The sequence below is a fragment of the Cellulomonas sp. genome (assembly GCF_036279715.1).
GTDB lineage: Bacteria > Actinomycetota > Actinomycetes > Actinomycetales > Cellulomonadaceae > Cellulomonas_A.
Map to the genome: position 1 here is coordinate 12,999 of NZ_DASUIR010000013.1, position 25,013 is coordinate 38,011.

A 25,013-nucleotide genomic window follows, 5' to 3' on the forward strand; every position below is an offset into this window, starting at 1 on the left:
TCGAGCTCGCGGGCTCACAGCGCGGCGCTGATCCCCGCGTCGCTGCCGCCGATGGCGACCTGATGCGTGCGGCTCCTCCGGCCGCGACAGTCGGTCAGACGGCGCAGGCCGGCCGCAGCCGGGGTGCCGGTTCGCCGGAGGCGATGCCCTGCAAGTCGCGCAGTGCTCGGGTGAAGGCGCCCGGGGCAAGGCGGTACCAGGTGAAGCGGCCCTCGGCCTCGCCGAGGATGACGTCGGCCTCGCGCAGCAGACGCAGGTGGTGGCTGATGGTGGTCTGCTTCGCACCCGTGAGGTCCATGAGGTGGCAGGTGCACAGCTGCTCACGCGACAGCCCCTGGACGATCTGCAGACGCAACGGATCGGCCAGCAGCGCGAACTGCGCCGCGAGACTTGCGGTCGCCCCCGGCGAGGCCGTGATGGCGACGTCCAGGACCTTGGTCATGGACCGAGGTTACATTACATCGGCGTACATTGATATCAGCGTTCGCCGATGCGAATTGATCGGCGAGTCCGACGCAGGCATCGATCCCAGGAGTGCGTGATGGCAACAGTCAAGGTGTTCGACCCGGCGATGTGCTGCTCGACCGGGGTGTGCGGGACGGATGTGGACCCGACCCTGTCGACCTTCGCGGCCGACCTGGAGTGGCTCACCGCTCAGGGCGTCGACGTCGAGCGGGCGACCCTGTCCCAGGAGCCTGCCAAGTTCGTGGCCACCGAGTCGGTGCGCAACGCCCTCGAGACCGACGGAACCGAGGCGCTGCCCGCGGTCGTCGTGGACGGGGTGCTGACCTCCAAGGGCCGCTACCCCACCCGCGCGGAGCTGGCCATGTGGGCGGGTGTGAAGACGGCGCCATTGCAGATGCTGCCGATGGCGTCCGCGCCGGCGGCCGGTGGGTGCTGCGGCGGCACCGGCGGCTGCTGAGATGACGGGGACGACGTCGGCCCCGCGGGTCGCACCCGACACACGCGTGCTCGGTGGGCTCCTGGCCGCACCGACGCCGTTCCTGTTCTTCACCGGCAAGGGCGGGGTCGGCAAGACCTCCTGCGCTGCAGCGACCGCGATCGCCCTGGCCGACGCCGGACGCCGGGTCCTGATCGTCTCGACCGACCCGGCCAGCAACCTCGCCGAGGTCTTCGGCATGCCACCCGTGCGCGGGTCCACGCGCGTCCTCGTGCCGGGTGTCACCGGGCTCGACGTGGTCAACATCGACCCGAACGCCGCCGCCGCCGCGTATCGCGAGCGCGTCGTCGGGCCCTATCGGGCGGTGCTGCCCGCGTCGGCAGTCGCGTCGATCGAGGAGGAGCTCTCGGGCTCATGCACCGTCGAGGTGGCCGCGTTCAACGAGTTCGTCGCGATCGTGACGAGCTCTGACATCACTGCGGCGTACGACCATGTCGTCTTCGACACGGCGCCGACCGGTCACACGCTGCGCCTGCTGAGCCTGCCGGCCGCCTGGACCGGGTTCCTGGAGACGAACACCGCCGGGGTGACGTGCGTCGGACCGGTCTCGGCCCTGGGTCGGGCGCAAGAGGACTACAGCGACAGCCTGGCGGCGCTGCGCGACCCCGCGACGACGACCGTCGTCCTGGTCACGCGGGCCGAGCGGGCGACCCTGGACGAGGCCGATCGCGCTGCCCACGAGCTCGCCGCGCTCGACATGACCCACCAGCGTCTGGTCATCAACGGTGTCCTGGCCGCCCCCGAAGGCGATGACGCCATCGCGTCCGCGCGGTTCGAACGGGAACAGGCTGTGCTGAGGGACTTGCCCGAGGCGCTCGGCCGCGCCCTGTCGATCGACACGGTGCCGCTGCTCGCGCGGGCACCGATGGGGATCGACGCACTGCGCGCGGCCCTTGACCCGACCGGCGCCATCACCGCGCCCGACGCCGGCACCCCGTGGCCACCGGTCCACGGGCCGAGTCTCGCCGAGCTGGTCGACGACATCGCACAGGCCGGGCCGGGGATCGTCATGACCATGGGCAAGGGCGGCGTCGGCAAGACGACCATCGCCGCCGCGATCGCCCTGGCGCTGGCCGATCGAGGCCTGCCGGTCACGTTGACCACGACCGACCCCGCCGCGCACGTGCAGCAGGTGCTGCCCGACGGCCCCGTGAACCTGACCATCACCCGGATTGACCCCGTCGCCGAGACTTCGGCCCACACCGCCCGCGTCCTGGCGACGGCCGGCGCGCAGCTCGACGGTGCGGCCCTCGAGCTCCTGACCGAGGACCTGCGCTCGCCGTGCACCGAAGAGGTCGCCGTCTTCCACGCCTTCGCACGAACGGTTGCCGACGCCGCGGGCCGCTACATGGTCATCGACACCGCCCCGACCGGGCACACGCTGCTGCTCCTGCAGTCCTCCCAGAGCTTCGCCCAGCAGGCCGGACGCCGCGCCGCGGATACCTCAGGAGAACCCTCCACGCACCTGTTCACCTCGCTGAGCGACGCCGAGCACACCCGGATCATCCTGGTCGCCCTGCCTGAGGCCACCCCCGTGCACGAAGCGCTCGAGCTGCAGGCCGACCTAGCCCGCGCCGGGCTGCGCCCCTACACCTGGGTCGCCAACAGCGCCCTGTCGGCGACCTCCACGACCGATCCGATCCTTCGCGCGCGCGCGTCGCAGGAGAACCGCTGGCTTGCTGAGATCGAGGCTGCGAGCCCCCGACCCCCCGTCATCGTGCCGTGGGCGTCGCGGACACCGGTTGGCCGCGACGGGCTTCGACCGCTCACGTCGCGAGGCGATCGGGTCGGCTCGGCCGACGACGTCCTCCGAACCGTGCACGATCCTCGCCGACCCGGCCGACGACGCTGACGGCTCCGCGTGCCCAACCCCTGACGGATGACGGCGACCGAGGCGCGGATGTCGTCATCACGGTGGTCTGTGGCGACGTCTGCCTGACCTGCCCCCGGATGGCGCTACGAGGACTGGAAGCTCGACGACCCCGCCGGGCGGGAGATCGACTCCGTCCGGCCGATCGGCGACGAGATCCGCACGCGGATTCTCAACCTCCTCCACGAGCTTGGTGTCACCCCGTCGAGCTGTCGGTCTGAGCGCGGCGACCCTCCTCAGGACGTGAGGAGGGTCGCCACCTTCACGGCCGTCATGACGACGATGAGGATCCCGAAGACGCGCTTGAGCACCGGACCCGAGACGAACCTGCTCGTCAGACGCGCCCCGAGGAACGACCCGACAGCGCCGACCACGATCAGGACGCCGGCGAGCTGAAGGTCGACCTGAGCCGTGGAGATGTGCGGGATGAGAGCGGTGAACGAGGGCAGTGTCACCGCGACGGCGTTGATGCCGGCCGCGTTCTTGGGCTCGAAGCCGACGAGGATCAGCACGGGCATGAGCAGGAATCCCGGACCGACACCGAGCAGTCCGGCGAGCAGGGAGATCGGCGCGGCCAGAAGCAGCGCGAGGCGCAGGTTCGGGGCGGCGGACGTGTCGGACTCCCGCTTGGTCTGGTGGAACATCTGCCAGGCCAGGTAGCCCACCGCCAGCAGGTAGATCACCCACAGCCAGCCTTGGGCGACGTACTGGGCCAGCCACGACCCCAGCGGTGCCACGGTCGCGGTCACAGCGGTCAGAAGGATCGCCGGACGCCACGACACGTGACCGCTGCGCGCGAACCCGAACGCAGCGAACAGGGCCGTGACGCCGTTGAGGAACAGGCTCAGCGGCTGGACCTGATGGACGAGGTCTGGCATGAAGAAGCCGAGGAACGGCACGGCCGCGAACGCGACGCCCAGGCCGAGCATCCCCGACGCCACCGACAGAGCGAACAGACCACCCGCGATGACGAACACGACGGCGTCCATGAGTCCTCAGCGCTGCCAGATGCGCCCGGTGCGGGTCGCGGCCGCGGTCCTGACGGCCACGACGGACCAGAAGCCGACGAGGGCCACGTAGAGAAGTGCGGCAATGCCTTCCAGCGCCGGGGTCTGCCAGGCGCGAGCGAGAGTGACCGTGGCGACGGTGAACGCGCCGAGCGGGAACGTGAAGGCCCACCAGCCCAGGTGGAACGGCAGCCCGCCGGCTCGCACGTAGCGCACGAGCAACGTGACGGCGATGGCGAGCCACCACAGTCCGAAGCCCCACAGTGCGGTCCCGACGAGCTGGCTGAGCAGCGTGACGGCCGGCGCGGCTGCGCCGAAGACAGACTGGCCGGCGCGGGCCAGCGCCAGGGGCGCCAGCGTCCCCACGCCGACCGGGCCCAGGGCGATCCACACGGTGGGCGCGAGTGCGGCGGGCGGCATGGGGTGCAGGACGAGGCGGTCGTGGAGCAGCCCCATGGTGAGCAGGAAGAGCACGAACCCCATCCCGTAGGTCGCATAACCCAGAGCCAGCAGCAACCGCGCGGTGCCGGCCCCGACGTGGGGCATCAACGGTGTCAGGGCCATCGGGATGATGATCGTGACCACCGGCGGGACGAACCAACCACCGTTGACCGCGGCCGCGGGATGCTCCCCGGTGAACAGCCCATACGCGAAGGCCACGCTGATCAGCAGGCCGAGCGCGGCACCGAGGATCGCGAGCGTGGCGACGACCACGGTGACCGCGCTTGCGGATAACAGCTCAGGACCGACGACGGACGTCATCACCGCCAGGACGAGCAGGCCACCCGGCACGGTCGCGTGCATCGCACCCATGACGGGGTGGCGCAGGTCGGCACGCGCGGCCTCTGTGTGGCGGACCCAGCGCAGCGCGTAGGCCACGACCAGGACAGCGCCCATCGCGTAAGCCAGAACCGCCAACCCCGCCCCGGCGCCCTGGGCCAACCCGCGCAGCGCAGAAAGGTTCCCGGGGTTGTCGTAGGTGGCCACCGCCACGATCGCGGTCCCCATCACCGACGCGAACCACCCCGGATGCAGGTCACGCATCCGGGCCTGGGCCGCGGCGCGGTGCGACTGAAGGGTCGACTCGCCGTCGGGTGGGGTCGGAAGGGTGCGGGTGGGGTCCCCGGTGGCATCGGTGGTCACGGCGTGTCTCAGCTCTCGGTCGGTGTTCGGTCGGTGGTCGGGGCGGGTGTCAGTGTCAGGGACGAGCCGGGGCGCGACGACGGAACGGTGCGTGCGGCAGCCGATGAGGTGATGTCCTCGAGCTCGAGGGTCACGTTCGTCAGGGCGAACCGGTCGGCCAAGGCCGACCTGACGACATCGGCGGTCTGCTGCGCCTCGCGCAGGGTGGGTTGGCCGGACAGGACGATGTGGGCCGAGGCGGCCGGGACGTCGGAAGCCAGGTTCCACAGGTGCAGGTGGTGGACCCCGACCACCCCGTCGACGTGGGCCATCGCGGCGGAGACCCCGGCAGGATCCAGCCCGCGAGGGGTGCCTTCCATCAAGACATGGGTCGACTCGCGGAGCAGTCCCCACCCGGTCCACAGCACCAGGGCCGCCGTGGCGATCGAGACCATGGAGTCCGCGCGCGCCCAGCCCCAGCCCATGATTACCAGGCCCGCGACGACCGCCCCGAGAGACCCGGCGGCATCGGTGGCGAGGTGCACGAACGAGGCCCGCATGTTGAGGCTCTCCGCCTGGGCGCGGTGGACCACGATCGCACTGCCGGCGTTGACCACCAGCCCCAGGGTCGCGACCGCGGCGAGTCCGGCGCCCTGCACCGGCACCGGGTCACCCAGGCGCGTCACGCCCTCGACCAGGATCCACACCCCGGCTGCGAGAAGCAGCAGGGCGCTGACCTGGGCGGCCATCACCTCCGCGCGGGCGAACCCGAAGCTGTGCCGGGTAGAGACCGGGCGGGCCGTCAGGATCAGCGCACCCAGGGCGATGCCGAGGCCGGCGACGTCGGAGACCAGGTGCGCCGCGTCGGCCAGCAGCGCCAGCGACCCGAACACGATGCCGCCGATGACCTCGACGACCAGCAGGGCGGTGTTCACACCGAGCGCCCAGCCCAGAGCGCGGCGCTGCCCCGGGCGGGCGATGTCGCCGCCGTGCTCGAACGCGTGGCCGACCGGGGCCGCCGGCTGGGACGCTGTGGCGGTCATGTCGGTCACGGCGGGGTGCCATTCGCACCGGAGGACCGGGCCGGGCGTCGGGGCACGACAGCCCGGGCACGCGGCGCGGCCTGGTCCATCAGGCGACCAGCGGGGCGAGGATGTCGCGGACCTGGGCAGCGGTGGGGACCCGACCGGACAGCACGAGGCTCTCGTCGACGACGAGGGCCGGGGTGCGCATGACGCCGTAGCCGACGATGGCCGCGTAGTCGGTGACCTTCTCGAAGGTGGCGTCGATGCCCAGGCCGGTGGCTGCCTCGCGCGCGGCCTTCTCCAGGTTGGCGCAGTTCTCGCAGCCCGAGCCGAGGATCTTGATGATCATGCTGGTTCTCCTTGAGGTGGGGTGTCAGGACGGGATGACCGCGTTGAACAGATAGCCGACGGCGATGATGCCCAGACCGGTCACGGCGATGAACGTCGCGATGAGCTGGGGCTTGAGCACCCGGCGCAGCAGGATCATCTCCGGCAGGCTCAGGGCGACGACGGCCATCATGAAGGCGAGCAGGGTGCCCATCGGCAGGCCCTTGTCATGCAGGGCCTGGACCAGGGGCATGATCCCGGCGGCGTTGGAGTACAGCGGGATGCCGATCGCGACGGCGATCAGCACGGCGAACGGGTTGCCGGCCCCGGCGTAGCGCGTGAAGAAGTCCTCCGGTGCCCAGCCGTGGATCGCGGCGCCCAACCCGATGCCGACCAGCAGGTAGGGCCAGATCTTGCGCAGGATCGTGACGACCTCTTCGATACCCATCTGGATCCGGTCGTCCCAGGTCAGCCCGAAGGTCGAGTCGATGACCTGCCCACCCAGGCGCGTCTCGAAGACGAACGGCTCGACCCAGTGCTCGAGCTTGAGGCGACCCATCGTGAAGCCCGCCACGATCGCGATGACCAGACCGGAGCCGACATACAGGACCGTGGGGCCGATGCCGAACATTCCGAACAGCAGCGCGATCGCGACCTCGTTGACCAACGGGCTGGCGATCAGGAAGCTCATGGTGACCCCGAGCGGCACGCCCGCCGCGACGAACCCGATGAATGCCGGGACCGCGGAGCACGAGCAGAACGGGGTGATGACCCCCAGCCCGGCCGCCATCACGTTGCCGATGCCCTCCCGTTTGCCCCCCAGCAGCGCCCGCGTGCGCTCCACGCTCATGAACGAGCGGAGCACCGTGACGGCGAAGATGATCGAGACGAGCAGCAGGAGGATCTTGATCGAGTCGTAGAAGAAGAAGTGGACCCCGGACCCCAGCTGGCTGGCCGCATCCAGGCCCAGGACCTGGTAGACGACCCAGTCCCACACCGGCAGGTTCACCTCGTACAGGGCGAACCACACCACCGCGGCCGCACCCAGGCCGACCCAACGCCGGACCGGGGTCCTCGCGCGCAACCTCTCCGCGACACTCACAAGGACACTGCCCTGGAGACCGTCACTTCAACGATGGTTGTATCAGTCACGGTTGAACCGTAGCACCGGGCGTCCGACGCCAGATCGGGACCTTGGTCCAGCGCACGGCCGCACGTCCGAGGCCCGCGCGGCCGACGCGCACATCGTGCGCGAGGGACGGCAGCGCCGCTCGCACCGCCCGACATGACTCGGCGCCGCACAGTGAACCGCCGGGCGGCAGGACGAACGTCCGCAACGGTGGGCTGCCGAGGCCCAGACCCGAGGTAGCGTCATCGTCGTGGACCCGACGACGCGCAGCGGACTGAGGGTCGTCCGCGGAGTGCTGACGGGGGCCACCGTCAGCGGCCTGGCAGTGGGTGCGCATCAGCTGGGGGGTGGCGACCTACCCCCGCTCCTCTCGCTCGCTGCCCTCGGCAGCCTCGTTCTCCTGGCGACGACCGTGCTCTCCCGGTGGCACCTTCGCCTCTGGCTCCTTGCCCCGGTGCTCGGCGTCGGCCAGCTCGCGCTCCATCACGCGCTCGCACTGCTGTCCAGCGGGCACCCCCTGGCTCCGGGCTCGTCTGCCGGTATGCACGCCTCGATGACGCCCCACGCAGTGGTGAGCAGCGCAGCTCCGGCGATGGATGCCATGACGACTGCGATGTCGCCGGTGATGCTGATGGCGCACGCGGCAGCGACCGTCACGGCGGCGCTCGTGCTCGTCGGTGGCGACCGCGCCGCGCGCATGGCACTGCACTGGTGGGCATCAGTCCCTCCGCTGCTCCACGACCTCGGGCCCACACCGGCTCCCACGTCAGCTCGTCAGGTGCCGACGCCGGTGCTCGACATCGTCCGGCCGTGCGCACGGATGCACAGCGCCGACCCCCGGCGCGGTCCCCCATGGGCGCCTTCAGCCGCCTGATCCCGTGACCCCTCGGTCCGTCCGCCGCAGTGCGGCGCACAACCACCATCGCCAGCGGAGCCTGAGCCCCGGTGCGATGCCAGCGATGCGACCCGACCAGCTTCCGACCATCACGCTCTGGGCACGGTCCTCGACCATGCCCCGAAAGGCCCTGCCATGCGACACGCCACCCATCAGATCTCCCGGATCCTCGCCACCTCAGCGATCGGCCTCGGGGTCGTTCTCGCGCTCTCGGCCTGCGCGGGCGATTCACCCGGGGCCACCGACGCACCGGCATCGGCGAGCGCGTCGAGGGGTACGTCGACCGCGACGCTGTCCGTCACCGACCCGTGGGCCAAGGCGACCGACTCCGGCATGACCGCCGCATTCGGAACCCTCGTCAACGACGGCGACACCGACATCCACATCACGTCCGCGAGCTCGACGGCGGCCGCGAAGGTCGAGCTGCACGAGATGGCGGCCGACGCGTCAGGGCAGATGGTCATGCGCCCCAAGGAGAGCGGATTCGTCGTGCCCGCAGGTGGGTCGCTCGAGCTCATGCCCGGGGGGTTGCACCTCATGCTGGTCGGCCTCACCGCACCGGTGAAGCCGGGCGACGACGTCCCGGTCACGCTCTCGGCAGACGATGGATCGACCTACGAGCTCATGGCATCAGCCCGGTCGTACTCCGGAGCGAACGAGTCCTACGGTGACGGATCGGGCATGGCGCCGTCATCGAACCCGAACCCCACAACCGCGGCGACACCGTGACCTCGGACAGGGTCGACCGTCGCGCGTTCCTCCAGGGAGGCGCCGCCGCCCTCGGTGGTGCCGCCCTGGCCCTCGGAGGGCGCACGGCGTGGGACGCGACGGCGTCCCACGCACCGCCTCCGAGCGACGCGACCGGACAGGCGATCGTCCCCGCGCGCGGGGAACGCCAGGCAGGCGTGGGCACTGCCCCCCAGGCATTCGCCGCCTTCGTCGCCCTCGACCTCCGTGACGGAGTGGACCGTCCGGCACTCGCACGACTCATGCGGATCTGGACCGACGACATCGACCGCCTGGCCGTGGGGCGACCCGCTCTGTCCGACACCGAGCCGGAGCTTGCACAGGTCCCGGCGCGACTGACAGTCACGGTCGGGTACGGCCCCGGGCTGTTCGCGGCTGGTGGGCTCGAGCACGAGCGTCCGGACTGGCTCGCGCCGCTGCCGTCGTTCGGGGTCGACCGTCTGGAGGACAAGTGGTCGGGGGGCGACCTCCTCCTGCAGATCTGCGCGGAGGACCAGATCACGATCGCCCACACGACCCGGATGCTGGTCAAGGACGCGCGGACCTTCACGTCGGTGCGGTGGGTCCAGCACGGCTTCCGGCGAACCCCGGGGGCGACCGAGCCCGGCACCACGATGCGCAACCTCATGGGTCAGGTCGACGGCACGCGCAACCTCGTCCCGGGAACCGACGACGCGCTCATCTGGGCCGCCGACGGGCCCGCCTGGCTCGTGGGCGGGACGTCGATGGTCATCCGCCGCATCGCCATGGACCTCGACACATGGGACACGGTCGACCGGACCGGCAGGGAGTTCACCATGGGGCGGCGTCTCGCGGACGGCGCCCCGCTGACCGGGAGCCACGAGCACGACGAGCCTGACCTCGAGGCCGTCGACGCGATCGGGTTCCCGGTGATCGACGCTGCCGCTCACATCCGCCGGGCACGGTCGGAGGACCCGAGTGCGAGATTTCTGCGCCGTCCGTACAACTACGACGAGCCGCCCGCTCCCGGCACACTCTCGAGCTCGGGGCTGATCTTCGTGACGTTCCAGCGAGATCCCGTGGTGCAGTTCCTTCCGATCCAGCGGCGCCTCGACGAAGCCGACTTCCTCAACACCTGGACGACGCCGATCGGCTCCGCGGTGTTCGCCGTGCCCGGCGGGTGCCGCGACGGCGAGTATCTCGGCCAGCGGCTCCTGCAGCCCTGACCGGAGCGTCTGCGCGGCGCTCATCCTTCGCGCACGCCCAGGTGGTAAGGCGGGGCGATGTCATCGATGGTGATCGCTTGCCAGCGCGGCCTATACTTCAAATGTGACTGATTCGACCACGACCCGCGCCGTTCCGATCGTCCTGACCAGCGCCCCGCGCGAGGACGCCGACGCATCGGTGTCGCTGCTCACCGCGGTGGCCGACCCGATCCGTTGGACCGTGCTCCAGCAGCTGTCGGCGAGCGAGTCGTGCGTGTGCAACCTTCAGGAGCACATCCCGATCGCCGCCAACCTGCTGAGCTACCACCTCAAGGTGCTGCGCGACGCCGGCCTGGTCACGACCAGTCGGCGTGGTCGGTGGATCGACTACTCCCTCGCCGACGACGCCCTGGACCGGCTCGCCGCAGCGCTGCCCGGCCCGGGCCTCCGGCGTCGCGCAGGGAGGACGGCCGCGGAGTGATCATCAAGGTCCTCGGACCGGGCTGCCCCAGCTGCGTGGCCCTCGAGCGCGTCACCCGCGACGCCGTGGACGCGCTCGGACTTGACGCGACCGTCCAGAAGATCGAGGACTACCCGACCATCCTTGGCTACGGCGTGATGTCGACACCGGCCCTGGTCGTCGACGACACGGTCCTGTTCTCCGGTCGGGTCCCGCGCAGCGCCCAGGTCCGCGCGATCCTTGCAGAGCTGGCCTCCTGACCGGCCCCGCAGCTCGAGCAACAGCACTGCCGTCAGACCCGTACGGGAGGACGCGAGAGCGATGAGACCACCGACCAGCTACCGCGTGCACGCCGAGGTGTGGGCGGGTGGCGAGTCGACCGTCACTGCGGGCAACCAGACCATCCCGGTCGACTCCACGTGGGCGGCCGACGAGCCTGCAGGAACGCCTGGACCCGCCGAGCTGCTGGCTGCCGCCTTCGCCGCCTGCCTGATGAAGAACCTTGAGCGATCGAGTGCTCTGCTGTCGTTCCGCTACGAGCACGCCGACATCGACGTCCGCGCCCGCCGCCAGGACATCCCGCCGCGGTTCGTGGAGATCGAGTACGAGCTGCACCTGGTCACCGACGAGGACGAACGCCGAGTCGACCTCGTGCACCGCAACCTGCGGCAGTTCGGCACCGTCTACAACACCCTGGCAGCCGTGTGCGACGTGCACGGCAGCGTCGTGATCGTGCCGACCCCGGCGTACCCGCCTGCGCCTTGATGGTCGTCGACCGGCGCCCGACCGCGCCCGGCCGTGGACCGCTGGCAGGCCAGGGTCGCGATAGATCCGACTCGGACACGTCGAGGACCACCCGGGGGGCGTCGCGTTCCGTCGCTATGCCAGATCGAGCAACCGTTCACACGCTTGGCAGGTTGCCCCGTCAGACGGACGGCGCGGCTCGAATCTCCGGGGCTAGCTAGCCGATCTCCGCCTGTCGCTTGCGGTCCTTGAGGCGCCACAGCATGGGTGTGAAGATCAGCTGCATGGCCAGGTCCATCTTCCCGCCGGGGCACACGATGGTGTTGGGGCGTGACATGAAGGAACCGTGCAGCATCGAGAGCAGGTAGGGGAAGTCGATGCCGCGGGGACTCTCGAAGCGGATGACCAGCATCGACTCGTCGAGCGTCGGAATCGTCCGGGCGATGAACGGGTTGGACGTGTCGACCACGGGCACCCGCTGGAAGTTCACGTGCGTGCGAGAGAACTGCGGCGTCACGTAGTCCACGTAGTCTGGCATCCGCCGAAGGATCGTCTCGGTCACGGCCTCCGTGGTGTATCCGCGCTGGAGCCGGTCCCGGTTGAGCTTCTGGATCCACTCGAGGTTGATCACCGGCACCACGCCGATCGCCAGATCCACGTGGCGGGCGATGTCGACCTCCTCCGTGACGACCGCTCCGTGCAGACCCTCGTAGAACAGCAGGTCCGTGCCGACGGGGAGGTCCTCCCAGGCGGTGAAGGTGCCGGGTTCCTGCTGGTAGGGCGCGGCCTCCTCGACGTCGTGCAGGTAGCGCCGGAACTGACCGCTGCCCGTCTCGCCGTAGTCCCGGAACAGCGACTCGAGCTCAGCGAACAGGTTCGCCTCGGGGCCGAAGTGACTGAGCGTGTGGTCGCCATCCTCGAGGGCGCGCGCGAGCGCGGCCTTCATCTCGACGCGGTCCCACCGGTGGAAGCTGTCGCCCTCGATGTAGGCGGCGTTCACCCCTTCGCGTCGGAAGATCTGCTCGAAGGTGCGGCGAACCGACGTGGTCCCGGCTCCTGACGACCCGGTGATTGCCACGACGGGATGCTTCGTCGACATGCGGTCCTCCTCTGGTGGCTCGCGGGATCGGTCAGCGGCTGGCGCGGAACAGGCCGCGTCGGGCGTACAGCGGGATGTTCGGGTCGGGATCGTCGTAGGACTCGGCGTGGTAGGCCTCGATCCGCGCGACCTCGTCGGCGGCGCCGAACACGAAGCCGACGCGCTGGTGGATCCCCGTGGGTCGCACGGAGAGCAACGGTGTCCGACCGGTGCTCGCACGGCCGCCGGCCTGCTCGATCAAGAAGCCGATCGGGTTGGCCTCGTAGAGCAGCCGGAGCCGGCCGGCGGCGCCCGCCTTCTTGGAGTCTCGCGGGTAGAGGAACACACCGCCGCGGTTGAGGATCCGATGGGCCTCGGCCACCAGCGAGGCGACCCAGCGCATGTTGAAGTCCCGCTCCCGCACGCCGGAGCTTCCGGCGAGGCACTCGTCGACGTACCTACGGACCGCGGGCTCCCAGAACCGGTAGTTGGAGGAGTTGATCGCGAACTCCGAGCCTGAGGTCGGCACCCGCATGTCCGGGTGGGTCAGGAAGAACTCGCCGAGGGTGGGTTCGAGGGTGAAGCCGTGCACCCCCCGACCGACCGACAGCACGAGCATCGTCGACGGTCCGTAGATCGCGTATCCGGCGGCCACCTGCTGCTGCCCGGGCTGCAGGTAGTCCGCGACCACGGCGTCGGTCCCGGGGTTCGGCGACCGAAGGATCGAGAACACGCTGCCCACCGAGAGGTTGACGTCGATGTTCGACGAGCCGTCGAGGGGGTCGAAGGCCAAGAGGTACTTGCCGCGCGGGTACTCGCCCGGAAGCAGGTATGGCTCCTCGATCTCCTCGGAGACCATTCCTGCGACGTGCCCGCCCCACTCGGTGGCCCGCAGGAAGCAGTCGTTGGCTCGGACGTCGAGCTTCTGCTGCTGCTCACCCTGCACGTTCGTCGCTCCGACGGCCCCCAGCACGCCGGCCAGGTCACCCCTGGCCACGAGCCGCGAGATCGCCTTGCAGGCCAGGGCCACGTCGAGGATGAGCCCGTTCAGGTCACCGTTGGCGTCCTCGTGCCGGCGCCGCTCCTCGATGAGGAACTGCGTGAGTGTCGTGCGGTTGGTGAGCATCATCGCCTCGCCTCATGTGTCGTCGTCGCGGCACGGACGTCCGCTGCGACCCGGGTGGCCACGGCGACTGGGGTCAGGCCCACGTGGGCCAGGACGTCCGGCGCCGTGCCGGAGGCGCCGAACCGGTCCACCCCGATCCGGATCGTGGCAAGCCCGGCCCAGCCGGAGGTGACACCGGCCTCGAGAGAGACGCGGATCGGTGCCCGATCGGCGCCAGGAGCACGTGCGGCGTAGCGCTCACGCCAGGGGACCGAGATCACCCTGGCCCGCAGACCGTCGATGTCCAGCAGCTCGGCAGCGGCGACAGCGAGGCCGACCTCCGAGCCGGTCGCCAGCAGGTCGACGTCCGGGTCCGGCACGGCCCGGACGACGCGTCCGCCGTCGGCCGTGAGAAAGTCGGGCCGTGCCGGCTCCGCGAGGAACGACGGCACCGACTGACGGCTCAGCACGAGAACGGTGGGGCCGTCCGTCGTGACCAGCGCCTGACGCCATGCGGCGGCAGTCTCCACGTCGTCCGCCGGACGGAGCACCGTCAGCCCCGGGATGAGTCGAAGTGACTCGATGTGCTCGACGGGCTGGTGCGTCGGACCGTCCTCGCCGACAGCGACCGAGTCGTGCGTCAACAGGTAGATCACCGGTTGGCCCATCATCGCCGACAGCCGAAGGGCAGGCCGCAGGTAGTCGCTGAAGACCAGGAAGGTGCTGCCGTAGGTGCGGAACCCCCCGTGCAGGCTGAGCCCGTTGAGCACGGCTGCCATGCCGAACTCCCGGATCCCGAAGTTCACCACCGCGCCCGAGAAGTCGTCACGGGTAACAGCTCGCTGGCCGGTGACCGTCCCGGTGGACGTCGCGAGGTCCGCCGAGCCACCGACGAGCTCGGGCAGCTGGGCTGCCACGGTGCTCAGGACGGACTGGGAGGACTGACGCGTCGCCCGGGCTTTCCCGGTACCGACACCCGAGATCACGGCGTCGAGGTCCGGGTGTACCTCGCGGGCCCAGGTTCGCCGCCACACCTCGGCGCGCGCGGGTGCGACCTGCGTGAACGTCGCCAGTCGACTCGCCCACGCCTCGCGCGCTGCACGTCCCGCCGCCGCCACCTGCGTGCAGCGATCGGCGACGGCGACGGGCACGGCGAACGGGGGGTGGGTCCAGCCGACCGCGGCCTTGCCGGCCGCGAGCACGGTCGGGCCCAGCGGCGCTCCGTGCGCCGCCGGCGTGCCCTCGATGCCGGGTGCGCCGTGACCGATGACGGTCCGAACCGCGATGAGGCTGGGCTTCGGGTCCGCCTTGGCTGCCGTGAGCGCGGCATCGATGGCGTCGAGGTCCGTGCCGTCCTCGACCGTCTGCACGTGCCAGCCCGAGGCGGCGAACCGAGCCTGGTGGTCGTCGGAGGAGGACTGCCCGACCGGGCCGTCGATGGTGATCTGGTTGTCGTCCCACAGGACGATGAGCCGTCCCAGGCCCAGGTGCCCGGCGAGCGAGATCGCCTCCTGGCTGATCCCCTCCATGAGGCAGCCGTCGCCGACCAGCGCGTAGGTGCGGTGGTCGGTGATCTCCGGGAAGCGCGCAGCCTGCATGCGCTCGGCGAGCGCCATGCCCACGGCCATCGCCAGGCCCTGGCCGAGCGGTCCGGTGGTGGTCTCCACCCCGTCGGTGTGGCCGAACTCGGGGTGACCGGGCGTCCGCGAGCCGAGCTGGCGGAAGCGTCGCAGCTCGTCGACCGGCAGGTCGTAGCCGAACGTGTGCAGCAGCCCGTAGAGGAGCGGCGAGCCGTGCCCGGCGCTCAGCACGAACCGGTCGCGGTCCGGCCAGCGCGAGTCGGCCGGGTCATGGCGCAGGTGCCGGGAGAACAGCACCCAGGCCATCGGCGCGGCACCCATCGGCAGGCCCGGGTGTCCGGACTGCGCCTCCTCGACCATGTCAGCGGCGAGGAACCGCAGGGTGGAGACGGCCAGGGCGTCGGTCCCGGGTTCCCGGGCCATCGTGCCGACGGTGCTGGGCGCGAGGTCGGTCGTGATCTCGAAGGTCATCTCAGGCCACCCTCTCGTCGACGGCGACGCTCGAGGGCGCCATCGCGGCCCTCGCTCGCTCGCGCAGCAGCTGCACCCCGGCGGACTTGCCCCCGGGGTACGAGTACAACCAGCTTCCGGAGATGAACACGTCGGCGCCCGCCGCTGCCGAACCGCCGATCGTCGCGTCCGTGATCCCGCCGTCGACCTCGATCTCGATCGACAGGCCGGACTCCTCGACCATGGTGCGCAGCCGTCGGACCTTGGCCTCGACCGCCGGGATGTAGGCCTGTCCCCCGAATCCCGGGTTGACGGTCATCGCCAGGACCATGTCGGCCTCGTCGAGCACGTTCTCGACCACCGCGACGGGGGTGTGCGGGTTGAGCGCCACCCCCGAGCGCGCACCGAGCTCCCGGATCCGGTGCAGCGTCCTGTGCAGGTGGGTGGTGGCCTCGGCGTGCACGATGACCAGCTCGCAGCCTGCGTCGACGTAGCGGCCCAGCAGCTCGTCCGGTTCCACCACCATGAGATGGGCCTCGAACCCGACGGTGCTGTGCCGCCGCGCAGCGGCGATGACGTCAGGTCCGAAGGTGAGGTTCGGGACGAAGATGCCATCCATGACGTCCCACTGGATCCGGTCGACGCCAGCGGCGCAGAGGTCTTCGACCTCGGCGCCGAGACGGGCCGCGTCGGCAGGAAGGACCGACGGGACGATGAGCGGTGCGTGCCGTGCCATGTCGTGCCTCCCGGTACGGGTCGTCCTCGCTGACCTGGCAAGGAAACCGCGCTGCGGGGCCGCCGCGGCTCACCCCCAGGGGTGGTCACGGGGGTGATCCGTCGTCCGGACGCGAAGCCGCCCGTCGGTCGTAGGGTGGGGCCGTGCCCGATGACGGTCGTAGCGTGCTTCGTCTCGTGCTCGTCGACGACCACGAGATGGTCCTGCACGGGCTGACGGCCATGCTCGCCCACTTCGACGACGATGTGGTCGTCGTGGGGACGGCGACCTCACTCGCCGAAGCGCGCCGGGCCATCGACCTGGTGGTGCCCGACATCGTGCTCAGCGACGTGCGGCTCGGCCGCGACAGCGGCCTGGACCTGGTGCGCGAGCTGGCCCAGACGCACCCGACGATCAAGGTTGTCATGCTGACGGTGTACGACGACGAGCACTACCTCTTCCAGGCGCTGCGCGTCGGTGCACGCGGCTACGTGCTCAAGCGGGTCGACGCCGCCGAGCTGGTCGGCCACCTGCGCCGGGTCGCCGATGGGGAGATCGCGATCGACGCTGCGCTGGCCGGCCGCGTGGCGATGTCCGCGGCGCGGATCTCCTCCGGCGAGTTCTGGCCCGGGGCGAACCACGGGCTGACCCAGCGCGAGTCCGAGGTCCTCGCGCTCCTGGTCGCCGGGCACTCCAACCGAGGGATCGCGTCGACGCTCGTCATCACCGAGGACACCGTCAAGACCCACATCCGGAGCCTGTACCGCAAGCTGGACCTCCAGGACCGCGGCGGAGCCATCGCCTTCGCGCTGCGAGAGGGGCTGTTTCGATGAAGTCGCAGCTGTGGCTGATGCTCGCGACGCCCTTCGCCTTCGACCTCGGCGCACTCGCCAGGGCCTTTGCCGAGCAGACCCGCTCGACCGGTGCGGTGATCCAGCTGTCCGACGGGAAGCAGCTGACCGTCGGCGGGCTCTATCCGCCCGATCCGGCCGCGCAGGCTGCGCTCGTCGTGAAGGTCGGGCAGGGGGTCACGGGGCTGGTGGCCCGCAACGGACACGGCATGCGGCTGGGCGCGGACGCGCCGCGCAACCCGATCCATCGCCACGTGCTGGGTCTGGACGACGGCGGGTCGGTGGCCCGTCTGTGCGTGCCGGCCCGCGGTCTGGGTGGGCAGATCCTCGGGGTGGTCGGCGTGCACCGGAGCGTCGACGAGCCGTACACCGACGAGGACCTGACGAGCCTGCAGCCGTGCGCCGACCTGCTCGGGCTGCGCCTGCAGGTGATGGACCTGCGCAACGCGGTCGACGCGCATCGGGACGACCGGGACCGGCTGATCGCCCAGGCGATCTCTGCGCAGGAGTCCGAACGGCGCCGGATCGCGTCCGACCTGCACGACGGGGTGACCACCGCGCTGGCCTCGATGTCCTTTCACCTCAACGCGGCCGAGCTGTCCCTCGCGGCAGCGGAGGCGGAGTGCGCCACGTCCCGTCCCGACGGCACGAGGCTCGCCCAGGCGCGCTCGCAGATCGGTGTGGCACGGACCCTCGCCGACCGCGCGTACACGCAGACCCGCGCGGCGATCACCGGCCTGCACAGCCTGGTCCTGGACGACCTCGGCCTGGTCGCCGCCCTCGAGTCGTTGGCAGAGACCGCTCCGGACGCGGTGATGGAAGCGGTGTGCGACCCGCCGGAGGAGTTTGCCGACCTGCCCGACCACGCCGCGGCAGCGCTCTTCCGGATCGCCCAGGAGTCGACGAGCAACGCGATCCGCCACGGTCACGCGAGCCTGGTCACGGTGAGCCTGCGCCGGGTCGGGGACGACGTCGTCCTCGGCATCTCGGACGACGGGGTCGGCTTCGACGTCCGTCAGGGGCCGACAGACCGGGCCGCGGCGCGTGCGGCCGGCACCGAGGGCGCCCATTTCGGGTTGTCGTCGATCGCCGAACGGTGCGCCCTGGTCGGTGCGTCGCTGCGGATCGATTCGATGCCCGGGCGCGGCACGACGGTGATCGTCGATCTGCCCGTGGTGCACGCGCCTGAGCCGACGGGTTGAGACTGCCCCGGCGATGCCCGCGGCAGACGGGTGCACCGTTGCAGCCGTCTCACCCCCGTCGTCCCCCGTGGGGGTGAGGCCGACATCTGCCGCTGCGGTCTAGCGTCGCCGTCATGGCACTTCAGGCGCTGGTCTTCGACGTGGACGGCACGCTCGCCGACACCGAGCGTGACGGCCATCGGCCTGCCTTCAACGCCGCGTTCGCCCATGCCGGACTGCCCTGGCACTGGGGAGTCGACGTCTACGGCGGGCCGCTCAGCGTGACGGGCGGCAAGGAGCGGATCCGGCACTTCTGCGAGCGGCACGACCCCGGCTTCCTGGATCGACCGGATGCCGACGAGGCCATCGCCGCGCTGCACGCCGACAAGACCAGGCGGTACGTCGCGTTCGCGGCGAGCGGCAGGATCCGGCTCCGGCCGGGAGTGGCGCGGCTCGTCTCTGAGGCTCGGGCGACCGGAACGAGGCTCGCCATCGCGTCCACGACGCGCCCCGAGAACGTCACGGCCCTGCTCGAGGCCGGCCTCGGACATGACGCGCCCGGCTGGTTCGAGGTCATTGGCGCGGGCGACGTCGTGCCCCGGAAGAAGCCCGCGCCCGACATCTACACCTGGGTGACCGAGCGACTCGGCCTGCCACCCGAGGAGTGCCTCGCGGTCGAGGACTCCTCCGTGGGGCTGCACGCCGCCGTCACAGCAGGCCTACCCACGGTGGTGACCCGGAGCCCCTACACCGTGGGGCACGACACCACCGGCGCGCTCGCCGTTCTTCCCGACCTCTCCGGCGTGACGCTCGCCGACCTCGCGACCCTCCACGACACCGTTCACCCCGGCAGCCGCATGCGACCCGGGCCAACTCACTAAGGAGCAGCGCATGGACCAGGCACACCGCTACGCCGACCTCAGTCTGGGAGAGGCCGAGCTCATCGCGGGCGGCAGGCACATCCTGTGCGCGTACCGCATGAAGCCGAAGGCGGGCCTCGCCTATCTCGAGGCGGCCGCGCACTTCGCCGCCGAGTCCTCGACCGGCACGAACGTCGAGGTCTCGACGACCGACGACTTCACCAGGGGCGTCGACGCGCTCGTCTACCACGTCGACGAGGCGAACGAGGACATGCGGATCGCCTACCCGCTCGACCTGTTCGACCGCAACGTCACCGACGGCCGGATGATGATGGTCTCGTTCCTCACCCTGACGATCGGCAACAACCAGGGCATGGGCGACATCGAGCACGCCAAGATGGTCGACTTCTGGGTCCCGCCCGAGGTCATCCGCCAGTTCGACGGGCCGTCGATGAACATCGAGGACCTGTGGCGCATCCTCGGTCGCCCGGTCAAGGACGGCGGCTTCATCGCCGGGACGATCATCAAGCCCAAGCTCGGGCTGCGTCCTGAGCCGTTCGCCGAGGCGGCGTACAAGTTCTGGCTCGGCGGGGACTTCATCAAGAACGACGAGCCCCAGGGCAACCAGGTGTTCTCGCCGCTGAAGAAGACCGTCCCGCTCGTCTACGACGCGATGAAGCGGGCGATGGACGAGACCGGCGAGGCGAAGCTGTTCTCGATGAACATCACGGCAGACGACCACCACGAGATGCTCGCGCGCGCCGACTTCGCGCTGGCCACCTTCGGGCCGGACGCCAACAAGCTCGCGTTCCTGGTCGATGGCTACGTCGGCGGGCCGGGAATGGTCACGACGGCGCGGCGGAACTACCCGAACCAGTTCCTGCACTACCACCGGGCCGGCCACGGCGCGATCACCTCCCCGAGCGCCAAGCGTGGATACACCGCGTTCGTGCTGGCCAAGATGTCCCGCCTGCAGGGGGCCTCGGGCATCCACGTCGGCACGATGGGGTACGGGAAGATGGAGGGCGGCACCGACGACCGGGTGATCGCCTACATGATCGAGCGGGACGAGGCGCAGGGCCCCGTCTACTTCCAGAAGTGGGACGGTATCAAGGCCACCACACCGATCATCTCGGGCGGCATGAATGCCTTGCGTCTGCCCGGGTTCTTCGCGAACCTCGGCCACGGCAACCTCATCAGCACAGCAGGCGGCGGTGCCTACGGGCACATCGACGGTCCCGCCGCCGGGGCGCTCTCGCTTCGCCAGGCCTACGAGGGCTGGAAGGCCGGGGTGGACCCGGTCGAGTGGGCGGCGACCCACCGCGAGCTCGCCCGCGCCTTCGAGTCCTTCCCCGGCGATGCCGACACGATCTTTCCTGGCTGGCGCGAGCGGCTCCTGACGACCGCGTAGCAGTCTGAGCTGCCCGTCGGTGAGGGCGGTGGCTGCAGCACGCGGTGCTTGCTTCGTCGGTCGACCACTACCGGCCTACGGGGCAGCAGGATCGGGAGCGTCCGCACGGCAGCCCCACCGCGAACAGCGGGAGCGAGTGCGGGATGCCCATCCGAGTCGATACCCGCGGGGTTGAGAATCCGTTCGTGAGACTGACGACGGACAGCGCAGCAGACGACACGCACGAGCAGGTCGACGTGCAGGATCGCGGCGCGGACGACACAAGGTCCGAGGGCGACCGCGAACGTGGTGCACCGCCCCGAGGCGGGGCCTGGGACGTCGAGCGGGATCATCGACACACGCATGTCCACCGACCGGCTCCGGGGCCGGTGGTCGCCGTCCGTTACCCCTAGGGGTATTCTGATGAAGCTCGCGCAACGGTGCGCGGCTGGGCCGTGCGCGTGGACACCGCCGCGGCAGGAAGAGGAGGTGCGCCCATGGCACGCGTGGTCATTCTCGGAGCCGGTGTCGCCGGTCACACAGCGGCCCTGCACCTGCGGCGGTGGCTGGGACGCGAGCACGAGGTCGTCGTCGTGTCGCCGAACTCCCGGTGGAACTGGATCCCGTCGAACATCTGGGTCGGCGTGGGCCGGATGACCCGCAGCCAGGTGACGTTCGCACTGGCGCCGGTGTACCGCCGAAAGGGGATCACGTTCCACCAGGCCCTCGCCACGACCCTGTTCCCCGAGGGCACCGCCGACGATCCCACCCCGGCCGTCGAGATCCGCTCCACCGCGCCCGACGGGGCCGGTGAGACGAGTCGTCTCACCTACGACTACCTGGTCAACGCCACCGGACCCCGGCTCAACTTTGCCGCGACCCCCGGGCTCGGTCCGGACGGCAACTCGCTGTCGGTGTGCACCGACTCGCACGCGGAGCATGCCGCCCACGAGCTCGGCCTCATCATCGACAAGCTGCGGGCAGGCGAGCCGCAGCGCCTCGTCATCGGCACCGGCCACGGCACCTGCACATGCGAGGGCGCGGCGTTCGAGTACACGTTCAACGTCGAGCACGAGCTGCGCGCGGCCGGCGTGCGCGACAAGGCCGAGGTGGTCTACCTCAGCAACGAGTACGAGCTCGGCGACTTCGGCGTCGGCGGTCTGACCTTCACCGAGCGCGGGTACACGACCTCGAGCCGGACATGGACCGAGTCCCTGTTCCGCGAGCGCGGCGTCCACGCGATCGTCCGCGCCCACGTGCAGAAGGTCGAGCCCGGCGTCATCCACTACGAGCAGCTCGACGGGTCCACGCACGAGCTGCCGTTCGACTTCGCGATGCTGCTGCCGCCGTTCCGCGGCGCCGACCTGACGGCGTACGACCGTGCGGGCAACGACATCACCAGCCGGATGTTCGCCCCCAACGGGTTCCTCAAGGTCGACGCGGACTACACCGCCAAGCCGTACGCCGAGTGGGCCGCGAAGGACTGGCCCAGCACCTACGAGTCGGCCGCGTACGCCAACATCTTCGCCCCGGGCATCGCGTTCGCACCGCCGCACGCGATCTCGGTGCCCCGGACCAGCCCCAACGGCACCGTCATCTCGCCGGCGCCGCCGCGCACCGGGATGCCTGCGGGGATCACCGCGCGGACCGTGGCCGCCACGATCCGCGACCGGATCGTCCAGGGCCCGCAGGCGCCCGCCCACCGCGCGTCCATGGCGCAGATGGGTGCGGCCTGCGTCGCGTCGGCCGGCACCGGGTTCACCCAGGGGACCGCCGCCGCGATGACGATGTACCCCGTCGTGCCCGACCGGGAGGCATTCCCCGCGACAGGCCGCGACCCCCGCGGAACGTCCGGCGAGATCGGGCTGGCCGGGCACTGGATCAAGGCGATCCTGCACTACCTGTTCCTCTACAAGGCCAAGGCCCGCCCGCTCTGGTTCCTCATCCCCGAATGACCCCACAGCCCGAGAGGACGGAAGAGCCGATGGACAACAGCACCGCCGAGTCGATCGCCGCGGCACCCCTGCCGACCAGCCGCACGCTGCGCCTGCGCCGCAACGTGCCGTTCCAGCTGCTGCGGTTCGCCGCCATCAACCTGCGGATGGCCAGGGTGATCCTCCGCGGGCACAGGTGATGCGGCACACGTGACGGTCGGTGCCGTCGAACGAGACCCGACGCCGCGAGCACCGACGGGGTCGTCCGCTCTCAGGCGAGCCCGTACGGCAGATCGGTGGCGGCAGCGATCTCCATCAGACGGTTGTACTTCGCGACACGCTCACCGCGCGCCGGCGCACCGGACTTGAGCTGGCCGCACCCGGAGGCGACCGGCAGGTCGGCGATGAAGTCGTCCTCGGTCTCCCCCGACCGGTGCGAGACCATCTGGGTGCATCCGGCCTCACGGCACAACCGCATCGCCTCGAGGGTCTGGGTGACCGTGCCGATCTGGTTGAGCTTGATCAGGGCCGAGTTGCCGACCTTGCGCTCGATCGCCTCGGCGATGATCGCCGGGTTGGTCACGAAGATGTCATCACCCACGATCTGCGTCGTGGCCCCGAGCCGCTGCGTGAGCGTGGCCCACCCGTCCCAGTCCCCCTCGACCAGACCGTCCTCGATCGACCACACCGGGTAGTCGCGCACGATCGCCGCGTAACGCTCGATCATGTCCCGCCCGCACGGCCTCGGCCATCGACGACCTCGCCGGGACGCGAAGGCGAGACGGAACGCCTGACCTACGACTACCTCATCAATGCCACCGGGCCGAAGCTCAACTTCGGGGCGACCCCCGGCCTCGGCCCGGACGGGAACTCGCTGTCGGTCTGCACACCGTCGCACGCTGTCCAGGCGGCAGCTGAGCTCGAGAAGGTGATCGCCAAGCTGAGGGCCGGCGAACGACAGCGGCTCGTGATCGGCGTCGGTCACGGCACGTGCACCTGCGAAGGTGCGGCATTCGAGTACGCATTCAACGTCGAGCACGAGCTGCGGGCCCACGGGGTGCGAGAGCTCGCCGAGGTCGTCTACCTCACCAACGAGTACGAGCTCGGCGACTTCGGGGTCGGCGGGATGGTCTTCGAGCAGCAGGGCTTCCTCAGCTCGAGCCAGCTCTGGACGGAGTCGCTGTTCCGCGAGCGGGGCGTGCGCGCGATCGTGCGGGCGCACGTCGAGAAGGTCGAGCCGGGCAAGCTGTTCTTCGAGACCCTCGACGGCGAGCAGGACAGCCTGACGTTCGACTTCGCGATGCTCCTGCCACCGTTCCGTGGTCAGGAGCTGTCTGCCTTCGACCGCGACGGCACGGACATCACCTCGACGATGTTCGCGCCGAGCGGCTTCCTCCGCGTCGACGCCGACTACGCGACCAAGCCCTACGACGAGTGGCTCGCCGCGGACTGGCCCTCGACCTACCAGAGCCCGGCCTACAGCAACGTCTTCGGGGTTGGCATCGCCTTCGCCCCGCCGCACCCGCCCCCGGACGAGCCCCCGAGGGACCGTGATCTCCCCCGCCCCACCTCGCACCGGCATGCCGTCCGGGGTGATGGGCCGTCAGGTGGCACGCAGCATCAACGACATGATCCGCACCGGCTCACAGACCCCGACGCACACGGCATCGATGTCCGCCATGGGCGCCGCCTGCATCGCATCCGCCGGCACCGGCCTGCGCCACGGCACCGCAGCTGCCATGACCATGCACCCGGTGGTCCCTGACTACGCCCGCTTCCCCGGGAGCGGCAGGAGCGTGAAGGACACCTACGGAGAGGTCGGGCTGGCCGCCCACTGGGTCAAGCGGCTTCTGCACTTCCTCTTCATCTACAAGGCGAAGGCCCTCCCGGGATGGTTCCTCATCCCTGAGTGACGTGCACCGCCCGCCGACAACGACCTGACTCGAGGAGATCCCATGAACCTTGCCGACGACCGCATCGCGGCCGCTCCGCTGCCCACCGCCCGCACCCTTCGCCGACGCACCTTCATCCCGTTCCAGCTGTGGCGCTTCCTGCGGATCAACCTGCGCATGCTCACGATGATCCGCAGGTCCGGCCACTAGAGCAGGACGTCCGCTCCGAGCCGATACCCGTGGGAGTATTTCCCGGTGGGATCGACGACGGACAGCGCAGCGAACGTGAGGCACGAGCAGGACGTCGCCCCGGACGACACCGCCCGGGCCGACGACGGCGCGTCCGACGGTTCCTGGCTCAACCTGCCCGAGGTCGCGGTCGCTCGTCGGCGAACCCTCCGGGTCCTTCTCGTCGCCCAGGTGCTCGGTTCGCTCGGCATCGGTGCCGCGCCGTCGATCGGCGTCCTGCTCGCCCAGGAGCTCACCCGGTCGGAGGCCTGGGCCGGCATCGCACGGGCGTCGGT

The 25,013-nt window shown here is 70.5% G+C and carries 28 protein-coding genes and 1 pseudogene; 18 read left to right on the plus strand and 11 right to left on the minus strand.

The genetic code is table 11. The features are described 5' to 3' along the window. Positions 1–94 precede the first annotated feature (94 nt). Positions 95–442, minus strand: a complete 348-nt coding sequence (locus VFW79_RS01225; protein ID WP_329675500.1) for a metalloregulator ArsR/SmtB family transcription factor — start codon at positions 440–442, stop codon at positions 95–97. Positions 443–541: 99 nt separating this feature from the next. On the opposite strand from VFW79_RS01225, the gene arsD reads away from it, so the two are divergent. Continuing rightward, the gene (gene arsD, locus VFW79_RS01230; protein ID WP_329675501.1) at positions 542–922 is read left to right on the plus strand and encodes an arsenite efflux transporter metallochaperone ArsD; all 381 of its coding nucleotides are present in this window, start codon (positions 542–544) and stop codon (positions 920–922) included. A 1-nt stretch (position 923) separates the two neighbouring features. Next, positions 924–2,813 (plus strand): arsenical pump-driving ATPase, encoded by a 1,890-nt coding sequence (gene arsA / locus VFW79_RS01235; RefSeq protein ID WP_329675502.1) that lies wholly within the window; start codon positions 924–926, stop codon positions 2,811–2,813. Between the two features lie 254 nt (positions 2,814–3,067). Here arsA and VFW79_RS01240 read toward each other — a convergent pair whose 3' ends face one another. The 5 genes from VFW79_RS01240 to VFW79_RS01260 form a co-directional block, all read right to left on the minus strand. Next, positions 3,068–3,820 carry a sulfite exporter TauE/SafE family protein gene (locus tag VFW79_RS01240; protein ID WP_329675503.1) on the minus strand — a complete coding sequence of 251 codons (753 nt, stop codon included), beginning with the start codon at positions 3,818–3,820 and terminating at the stop codon, positions 3,068–3,070. A gap of 6 nt (positions 3,821–3,826) precedes the next feature. Then, positions 3,827–4,981, minus strand: a complete 1,155-nt coding sequence (locus VFW79_RS01245) for a hypothetical protein (protein ID WP_329675504.1) — start codon at positions 4,979–4,981, stop codon at positions 3,827–3,829. A gap of 8 nt (positions 4,982–4,989) precedes the next feature. Next, positions 4,990–6,003: a cation diffusion facilitator family transporter gene (locus VFW79_RS01250; RefSeq protein WP_329675505.1), complete on the minus strand. Its 1,014-nt coding sequence runs from the start codon at positions 6,001–6,003 to the stop codon at positions 4,990–4,992. A gap of 88 nt (positions 6,004–6,091) precedes the next feature. Then, positions 6,092–6,334, minus strand: coding sequence for a thioredoxin family protein (locus VFW79_RS01255; protein WP_329675506.1), 243 nt, complete (start codon positions 6,332–6,334; stop codon positions 6,092–6,094). A 24-nt stretch (positions 6,335–6,358) separates the two neighbouring features. Beyond that, positions 6,359–7,414: a permease gene (locus tag VFW79_RS01260; protein ID WP_329675507.1), complete on the minus strand. Its 1,056-nt coding sequence runs from the start codon at positions 7,412–7,414 to the stop codon at positions 6,359–6,361. 277 nt (positions 7,415–7,691) lie between these two features. Here VFW79_RS01260 and VFW79_RS01265 point away from each other — a divergent pair, with 277 nt between their 5' ends. The 6 genes from VFW79_RS01265 (at position 7,692) to VFW79_RS01290 (ending at position 11,474) form a co-directional block, all read left to right on the plus strand. Next, positions 7,692–8,315 (plus strand): hypothetical protein, encoded by a 624-nt coding sequence (locus tag VFW79_RS01265; protein ID WP_329675508.1) that lies wholly within the window; start codon positions 7,692–7,694, stop codon positions 8,313–8,315. A gap of 156 nt (positions 8,316–8,471) precedes the next feature. Next, complete coding sequence (locus VFW79_RS01270) at positions 8,472–9,065, plus strand: copper chaperone PCu(A)C (protein WP_329675509.1); 594 nt, start codon at positions 8,472–8,474, stop codon at positions 9,063–9,065. Then, positions 9,062–10,270: a Dyp-type peroxidase gene (locus tag VFW79_RS01275; RefSeq protein WP_329675510.1), complete on the plus strand. Its 1,209-nt coding sequence runs from the start codon at positions 9,062–9,064 to the stop codon at positions 10,268–10,270. Before VFW79_RS01270 ends, VFW79_RS01275 begins: the two co-directional genes overlap by 4 nt. Before the next feature lie 103 nt (positions 10,271–10,373). Next, positions 10,374–10,730 (plus strand): metalloregulator ArsR/SmtB family transcription factor, encoded by a 357-nt coding sequence (locus tag VFW79_RS01280; protein ID WP_329675511.1) that lies wholly within the window; start codon positions 10,374–10,376, stop codon positions 10,728–10,730. After that, on the plus strand, positions 10,727–10,969 hold the full coding sequence (locus VFW79_RS01285; RefSeq protein WP_329675512.1) for a thioredoxin family protein: 243 nt from the start codon (positions 10,727–10,729) through the stop codon (positions 10,967–10,969). Before VFW79_RS01280 ends, VFW79_RS01285 begins: the two co-directional genes overlap by 4 nt. A gap of 61 nt (positions 10,970–11,030) precedes the next feature. After that, entirely contained in the window at positions 11,031–11,474 is a 444-nt protein-coding gene (locus VFW79_RS01290; protein WP_329675513.1) for an OsmC family protein, read from the plus strand. 196 nt (positions 11,475–11,670) lie between these two features. Here VFW79_RS01290 and VFW79_RS01295 read toward each other — a convergent pair whose 3' ends face one another. From VFW79_RS01295 to rpe, 4 genes are read right to left on the minus strand one after another with little or no spacing between them, the layout of a single operon-like run. Further along, positions 11,671–12,552: a phosphoribulokinase gene (locus VFW79_RS01295; protein ID WP_329675514.1), complete on the minus strand. Its 882-nt coding sequence runs from the start codon at positions 12,550–12,552 to the stop codon at positions 11,671–11,673. Between the two features lie 31 nt (positions 12,553–12,583). Beyond that, complete coding sequence (locus VFW79_RS01300) at positions 12,584–13,660, minus strand: class 1 fructose-bisphosphatase (RefSeq protein ID WP_329675515.1); 1,077 nt, start codon at positions 13,658–13,660, stop codon at positions 12,584–12,586. Next, on the minus strand, positions 13,657–15,687 hold the full coding sequence (tkt, locus tag VFW79_RS01305; RefSeq protein WP_329675516.1) for a transketolase: 2,031 nt from the start codon (positions 15,685–15,687) through the stop codon (positions 13,657–13,659). Before tkt ends, VFW79_RS01300 begins: the two co-directional genes overlap by 4 nt. Before the next feature lies 1 nt (position 15,688). Beyond that, on the minus strand, positions 15,689–16,402 hold the full coding sequence (gene rpe / locus VFW79_RS01310; protein WP_329675517.1) for a ribulose-phosphate 3-epimerase: 714 nt from the start codon (positions 16,400–16,402) through the stop codon (positions 15,689–15,691). Between the two features lie 164 nt (positions 16,403–16,566). Between rpe and VFW79_RS01315 the strand changes: the two genes are divergently transcribed. From VFW79_RS01315 to VFW79_RS01340, 6 genes are all read left to right on the plus strand, one after another. Continuing rightward, positions 16,567–17,214: a response regulator transcription factor gene (locus VFW79_RS01315; protein ID WP_329675518.1), complete on the plus strand. Its 648-nt coding sequence runs from the start codon at positions 16,567–16,569 to the stop codon at positions 17,212–17,214. Then, positions 17,211–18,434, plus strand: coding sequence for a GAF domain-containing sensor histidine kinase (locus VFW79_RS01320; protein ID WP_329675519.1), 1,224 nt, complete (start codon positions 17,211–17,213; stop codon positions 18,432–18,434). The genes VFW79_RS01315 and VFW79_RS01320 overlap by 4 nt, the downstream gene beginning before the upstream one ends. 113 nt (positions 18,435–18,547) lie before the next feature. After that, positions 18,548–19,294, plus strand: coding sequence for an HAD family hydrolase (locus VFW79_RS01325; RefSeq protein ID WP_329675520.1), 747 nt, complete (start codon positions 18,548–18,550; stop codon positions 19,292–19,294). 10 nt (positions 19,295–19,304) lie between these two features. After that, complete coding sequence (locus VFW79_RS01330; RefSeq protein ID WP_329675521.1) at positions 19,305–20,684, plus strand: ribulose-bisphosphate carboxylase; 1,380 nt, start codon at positions 19,305–19,307, stop codon at positions 20,682–20,684. 476 nt (positions 20,685–21,160) lie between these two features. Then, complete coding sequence (locus tag VFW79_RS01335; protein ID WP_329675522.1) at positions 21,161–22,618, plus strand: FAD/NAD(P)-binding oxidoreductase; 1,458 nt, start codon at positions 21,161–21,163, stop codon at positions 22,616–22,618. 29 nt (positions 22,619–22,647) lie between these two features. Then, positions 22,648–22,797 carry a hypothetical protein gene (locus tag VFW79_RS01340; RefSeq protein WP_329675523.1) on the plus strand — a complete coding sequence of 50 codons (150 nt, stop codon included), beginning with the start codon at positions 22,648–22,650 and terminating at the stop codon, positions 22,795–22,797. Positions 22,798–22,868: 71 nt separating this feature from the next. Here the strand turns inward: VFW79_RS01340 and VFW79_RS01345 are convergent, their stop codons facing one another. Beyond that, positions 22,869–23,324: a hypothetical protein gene (locus VFW79_RS01345; RefSeq protein ID WP_329675524.1), complete on the minus strand. Its 456-nt coding sequence runs from the start codon at positions 23,322–23,324 to the stop codon at positions 22,869–22,871. A 201-nt stretch (positions 23,325–23,525) separates the two neighbouring features. Here VFW79_RS01345 and VFW79_RS01350 point away from each other — a divergent pair, with 201 nt between their 5' ends. The 4 genes and pseudogenes from VFW79_RS01350 to VFW79_RS01365 all read left to right on the plus strand — a co-directional run. Beyond that, positions 23,526–24,362, plus strand: a complete 837-nt coding sequence (locus tag VFW79_RS01350) for a hypothetical protein (RefSeq protein WP_329675525.1) — start codon at positions 23,526–23,528, stop codon at positions 24,360–24,362. Next, positions 24,352–24,510: a hypothetical protein gene (locus VFW79_RS01355; RefSeq protein WP_329675526.1), complete on the plus strand. Its 159-nt coding sequence runs from the start codon at positions 24,352–24,354 to the stop codon at positions 24,508–24,510. The genes VFW79_RS01350 and VFW79_RS01355 overlap by 11 nt, the downstream gene beginning before the upstream one ends. A 42-nt stretch (positions 24,511–24,552) precedes the next feature. Further along, entirely contained in the window at positions 24,553–24,699 is a 147-nt protein-coding gene (locus VFW79_RS01360) for a hypothetical protein (RefSeq protein WP_329675527.1), read from the plus strand. 45 nt (positions 24,700–24,744) lie between these two features. Beyond that, positions 24,745–25,013 (plus strand): annotated as a pseudogene (locus tag VFW79_RS01365) (hypothetical protein); the annotation flags it as partial.

What these genes read in the sequence shown, in the direction of transcription:
- VFW79_RS01240 (WP_329675503.1), bottom strand. Translation starts at nt 3,820, where the DNA reads ATGGACGCCGTCGTGTTCGTCATCGCGGGTGGTCTGTTCGCTCTGTCG.
- VFW79_RS01255 (WP_329675506.1), bottom strand. Translation starts at nt 6,334, where the DNA reads ATGATCATCAAGATCCTCGGCTCGGGCTGCGAGAACTGCGCCAACCTG.
- VFW79_RS01340 (WP_329675523.1), top strand. Translation starts at nt 22,648, where the DNA reads ATGGACAACAGCACCGCCGAGTCGATCGCCGCGGCACCCCTGCCGACC.
- VFW79_RS01335 (WP_329675522.1), top strand. Translation starts at nt 21,161, where the DNA reads ATGGCACGCGTGGTCATTCTCGGAGCCGGTGTCGCCGGTCACACAGCG.
- VFW79_RS01295 (WP_329675514.1), bottom strand. Translation starts at nt 12,552, where the DNA reads ATGTCGACGAAGCATCCCGTCGTGGCAATCACCGGGTCGTCAGGAGCC.
- VFW79_RS01270 (WP_329675509.1), top strand. Translation starts at nt 8,472, where the DNA reads ATGCGACACGCCACCCATCAGATCTCCCGGATCCTCGCCACCTCAGCG.
- arsA (WP_329675502.1), top strand. Translation starts at nt 924, where the DNA reads ATGACGGGGACGACGTCGGCCCCGCGGGTCGCACCCGACACACGCGTG.
- VFW79_RS01290 (WP_329675513.1), top strand. Translation starts at nt 11,031, where the DNA reads ATGAGACCACCGACCAGCTACCGCGTGCACGCCGAGGTGTGGGCGGGT.
- VFW79_RS01250 (WP_329675505.1), bottom strand. Translation starts at nt 6,003, where the DNA reads ATGACCGCCACAGCGTCCCAGCCGGCGGCCCCGGTCGGCCACGCGTTC.
- VFW79_RS01225 (WP_329675500.1), bottom strand. Translation starts at nt 442, where the DNA reads ATGACCAAGGTCCTGGACGTCGCCATCACGGCCTCGCCGGGGGCGACC.
- arsD (WP_329675501.1), top strand. Translation starts at nt 542, where the DNA reads ATGGCAACAGTCAAGGTGTTCGACCCGGCGATGTGCTGCTCGACCGGG.
- tkt (WP_329675516.1), bottom strand. Translation starts at nt 15,687, where the DNA reads ATGACCTTCGAGATCACGACCGACCTCGCGCCCAGCACCGTCGGCACG.
- rpe (WP_329675517.1), bottom strand. Translation starts at nt 16,402, where the DNA reads ATGGCACGGCACGCACCGCTCATCGTCCCGTCGGTCCTTCCTGCCGAC.
- VFW79_RS01320 (WP_329675519.1), top strand. Translation starts at nt 17,211, where the DNA reads ATGAAGTCGCAGCTGTGGCTGATGCTCGCGACGCCCTTCGCCTTCGAC.
- VFW79_RS01300 (WP_329675515.1), bottom strand. Translation starts at nt 13,660, where the DNA reads ATGATGCTCACCAACCGCACGACACTCACGCAGTTCCTCATCGAGGAG.
- VFW79_RS01345 (WP_329675524.1), bottom strand. Translation starts at nt 23,324, where the DNA reads ATGATCGAGCGTTACGCGGCGATCGTGCGCGACTACCCGGTGTGGTCG.
- VFW79_RS01325 (WP_329675520.1), top strand. Translation starts at nt 18,548, where the DNA reads ATGGCACTTCAGGCGCTGGTCTTCGACGTGGACGGCACGCTCGCCGAC.
- VFW79_RS01360 (WP_329675527.1), top strand. Translation starts at nt 24,553, where the DNA reads ATGAACCTTGCCGACGACCGCATCGCGGCCGCTCCGCTGCCCACCGCC.
- VFW79_RS01330 (WP_329675521.1), top strand. Translation starts at nt 19,305, where the DNA reads ATGGACCAGGCACACCGCTACGCCGACCTCAGTCTGGGAGAGGCCGAG.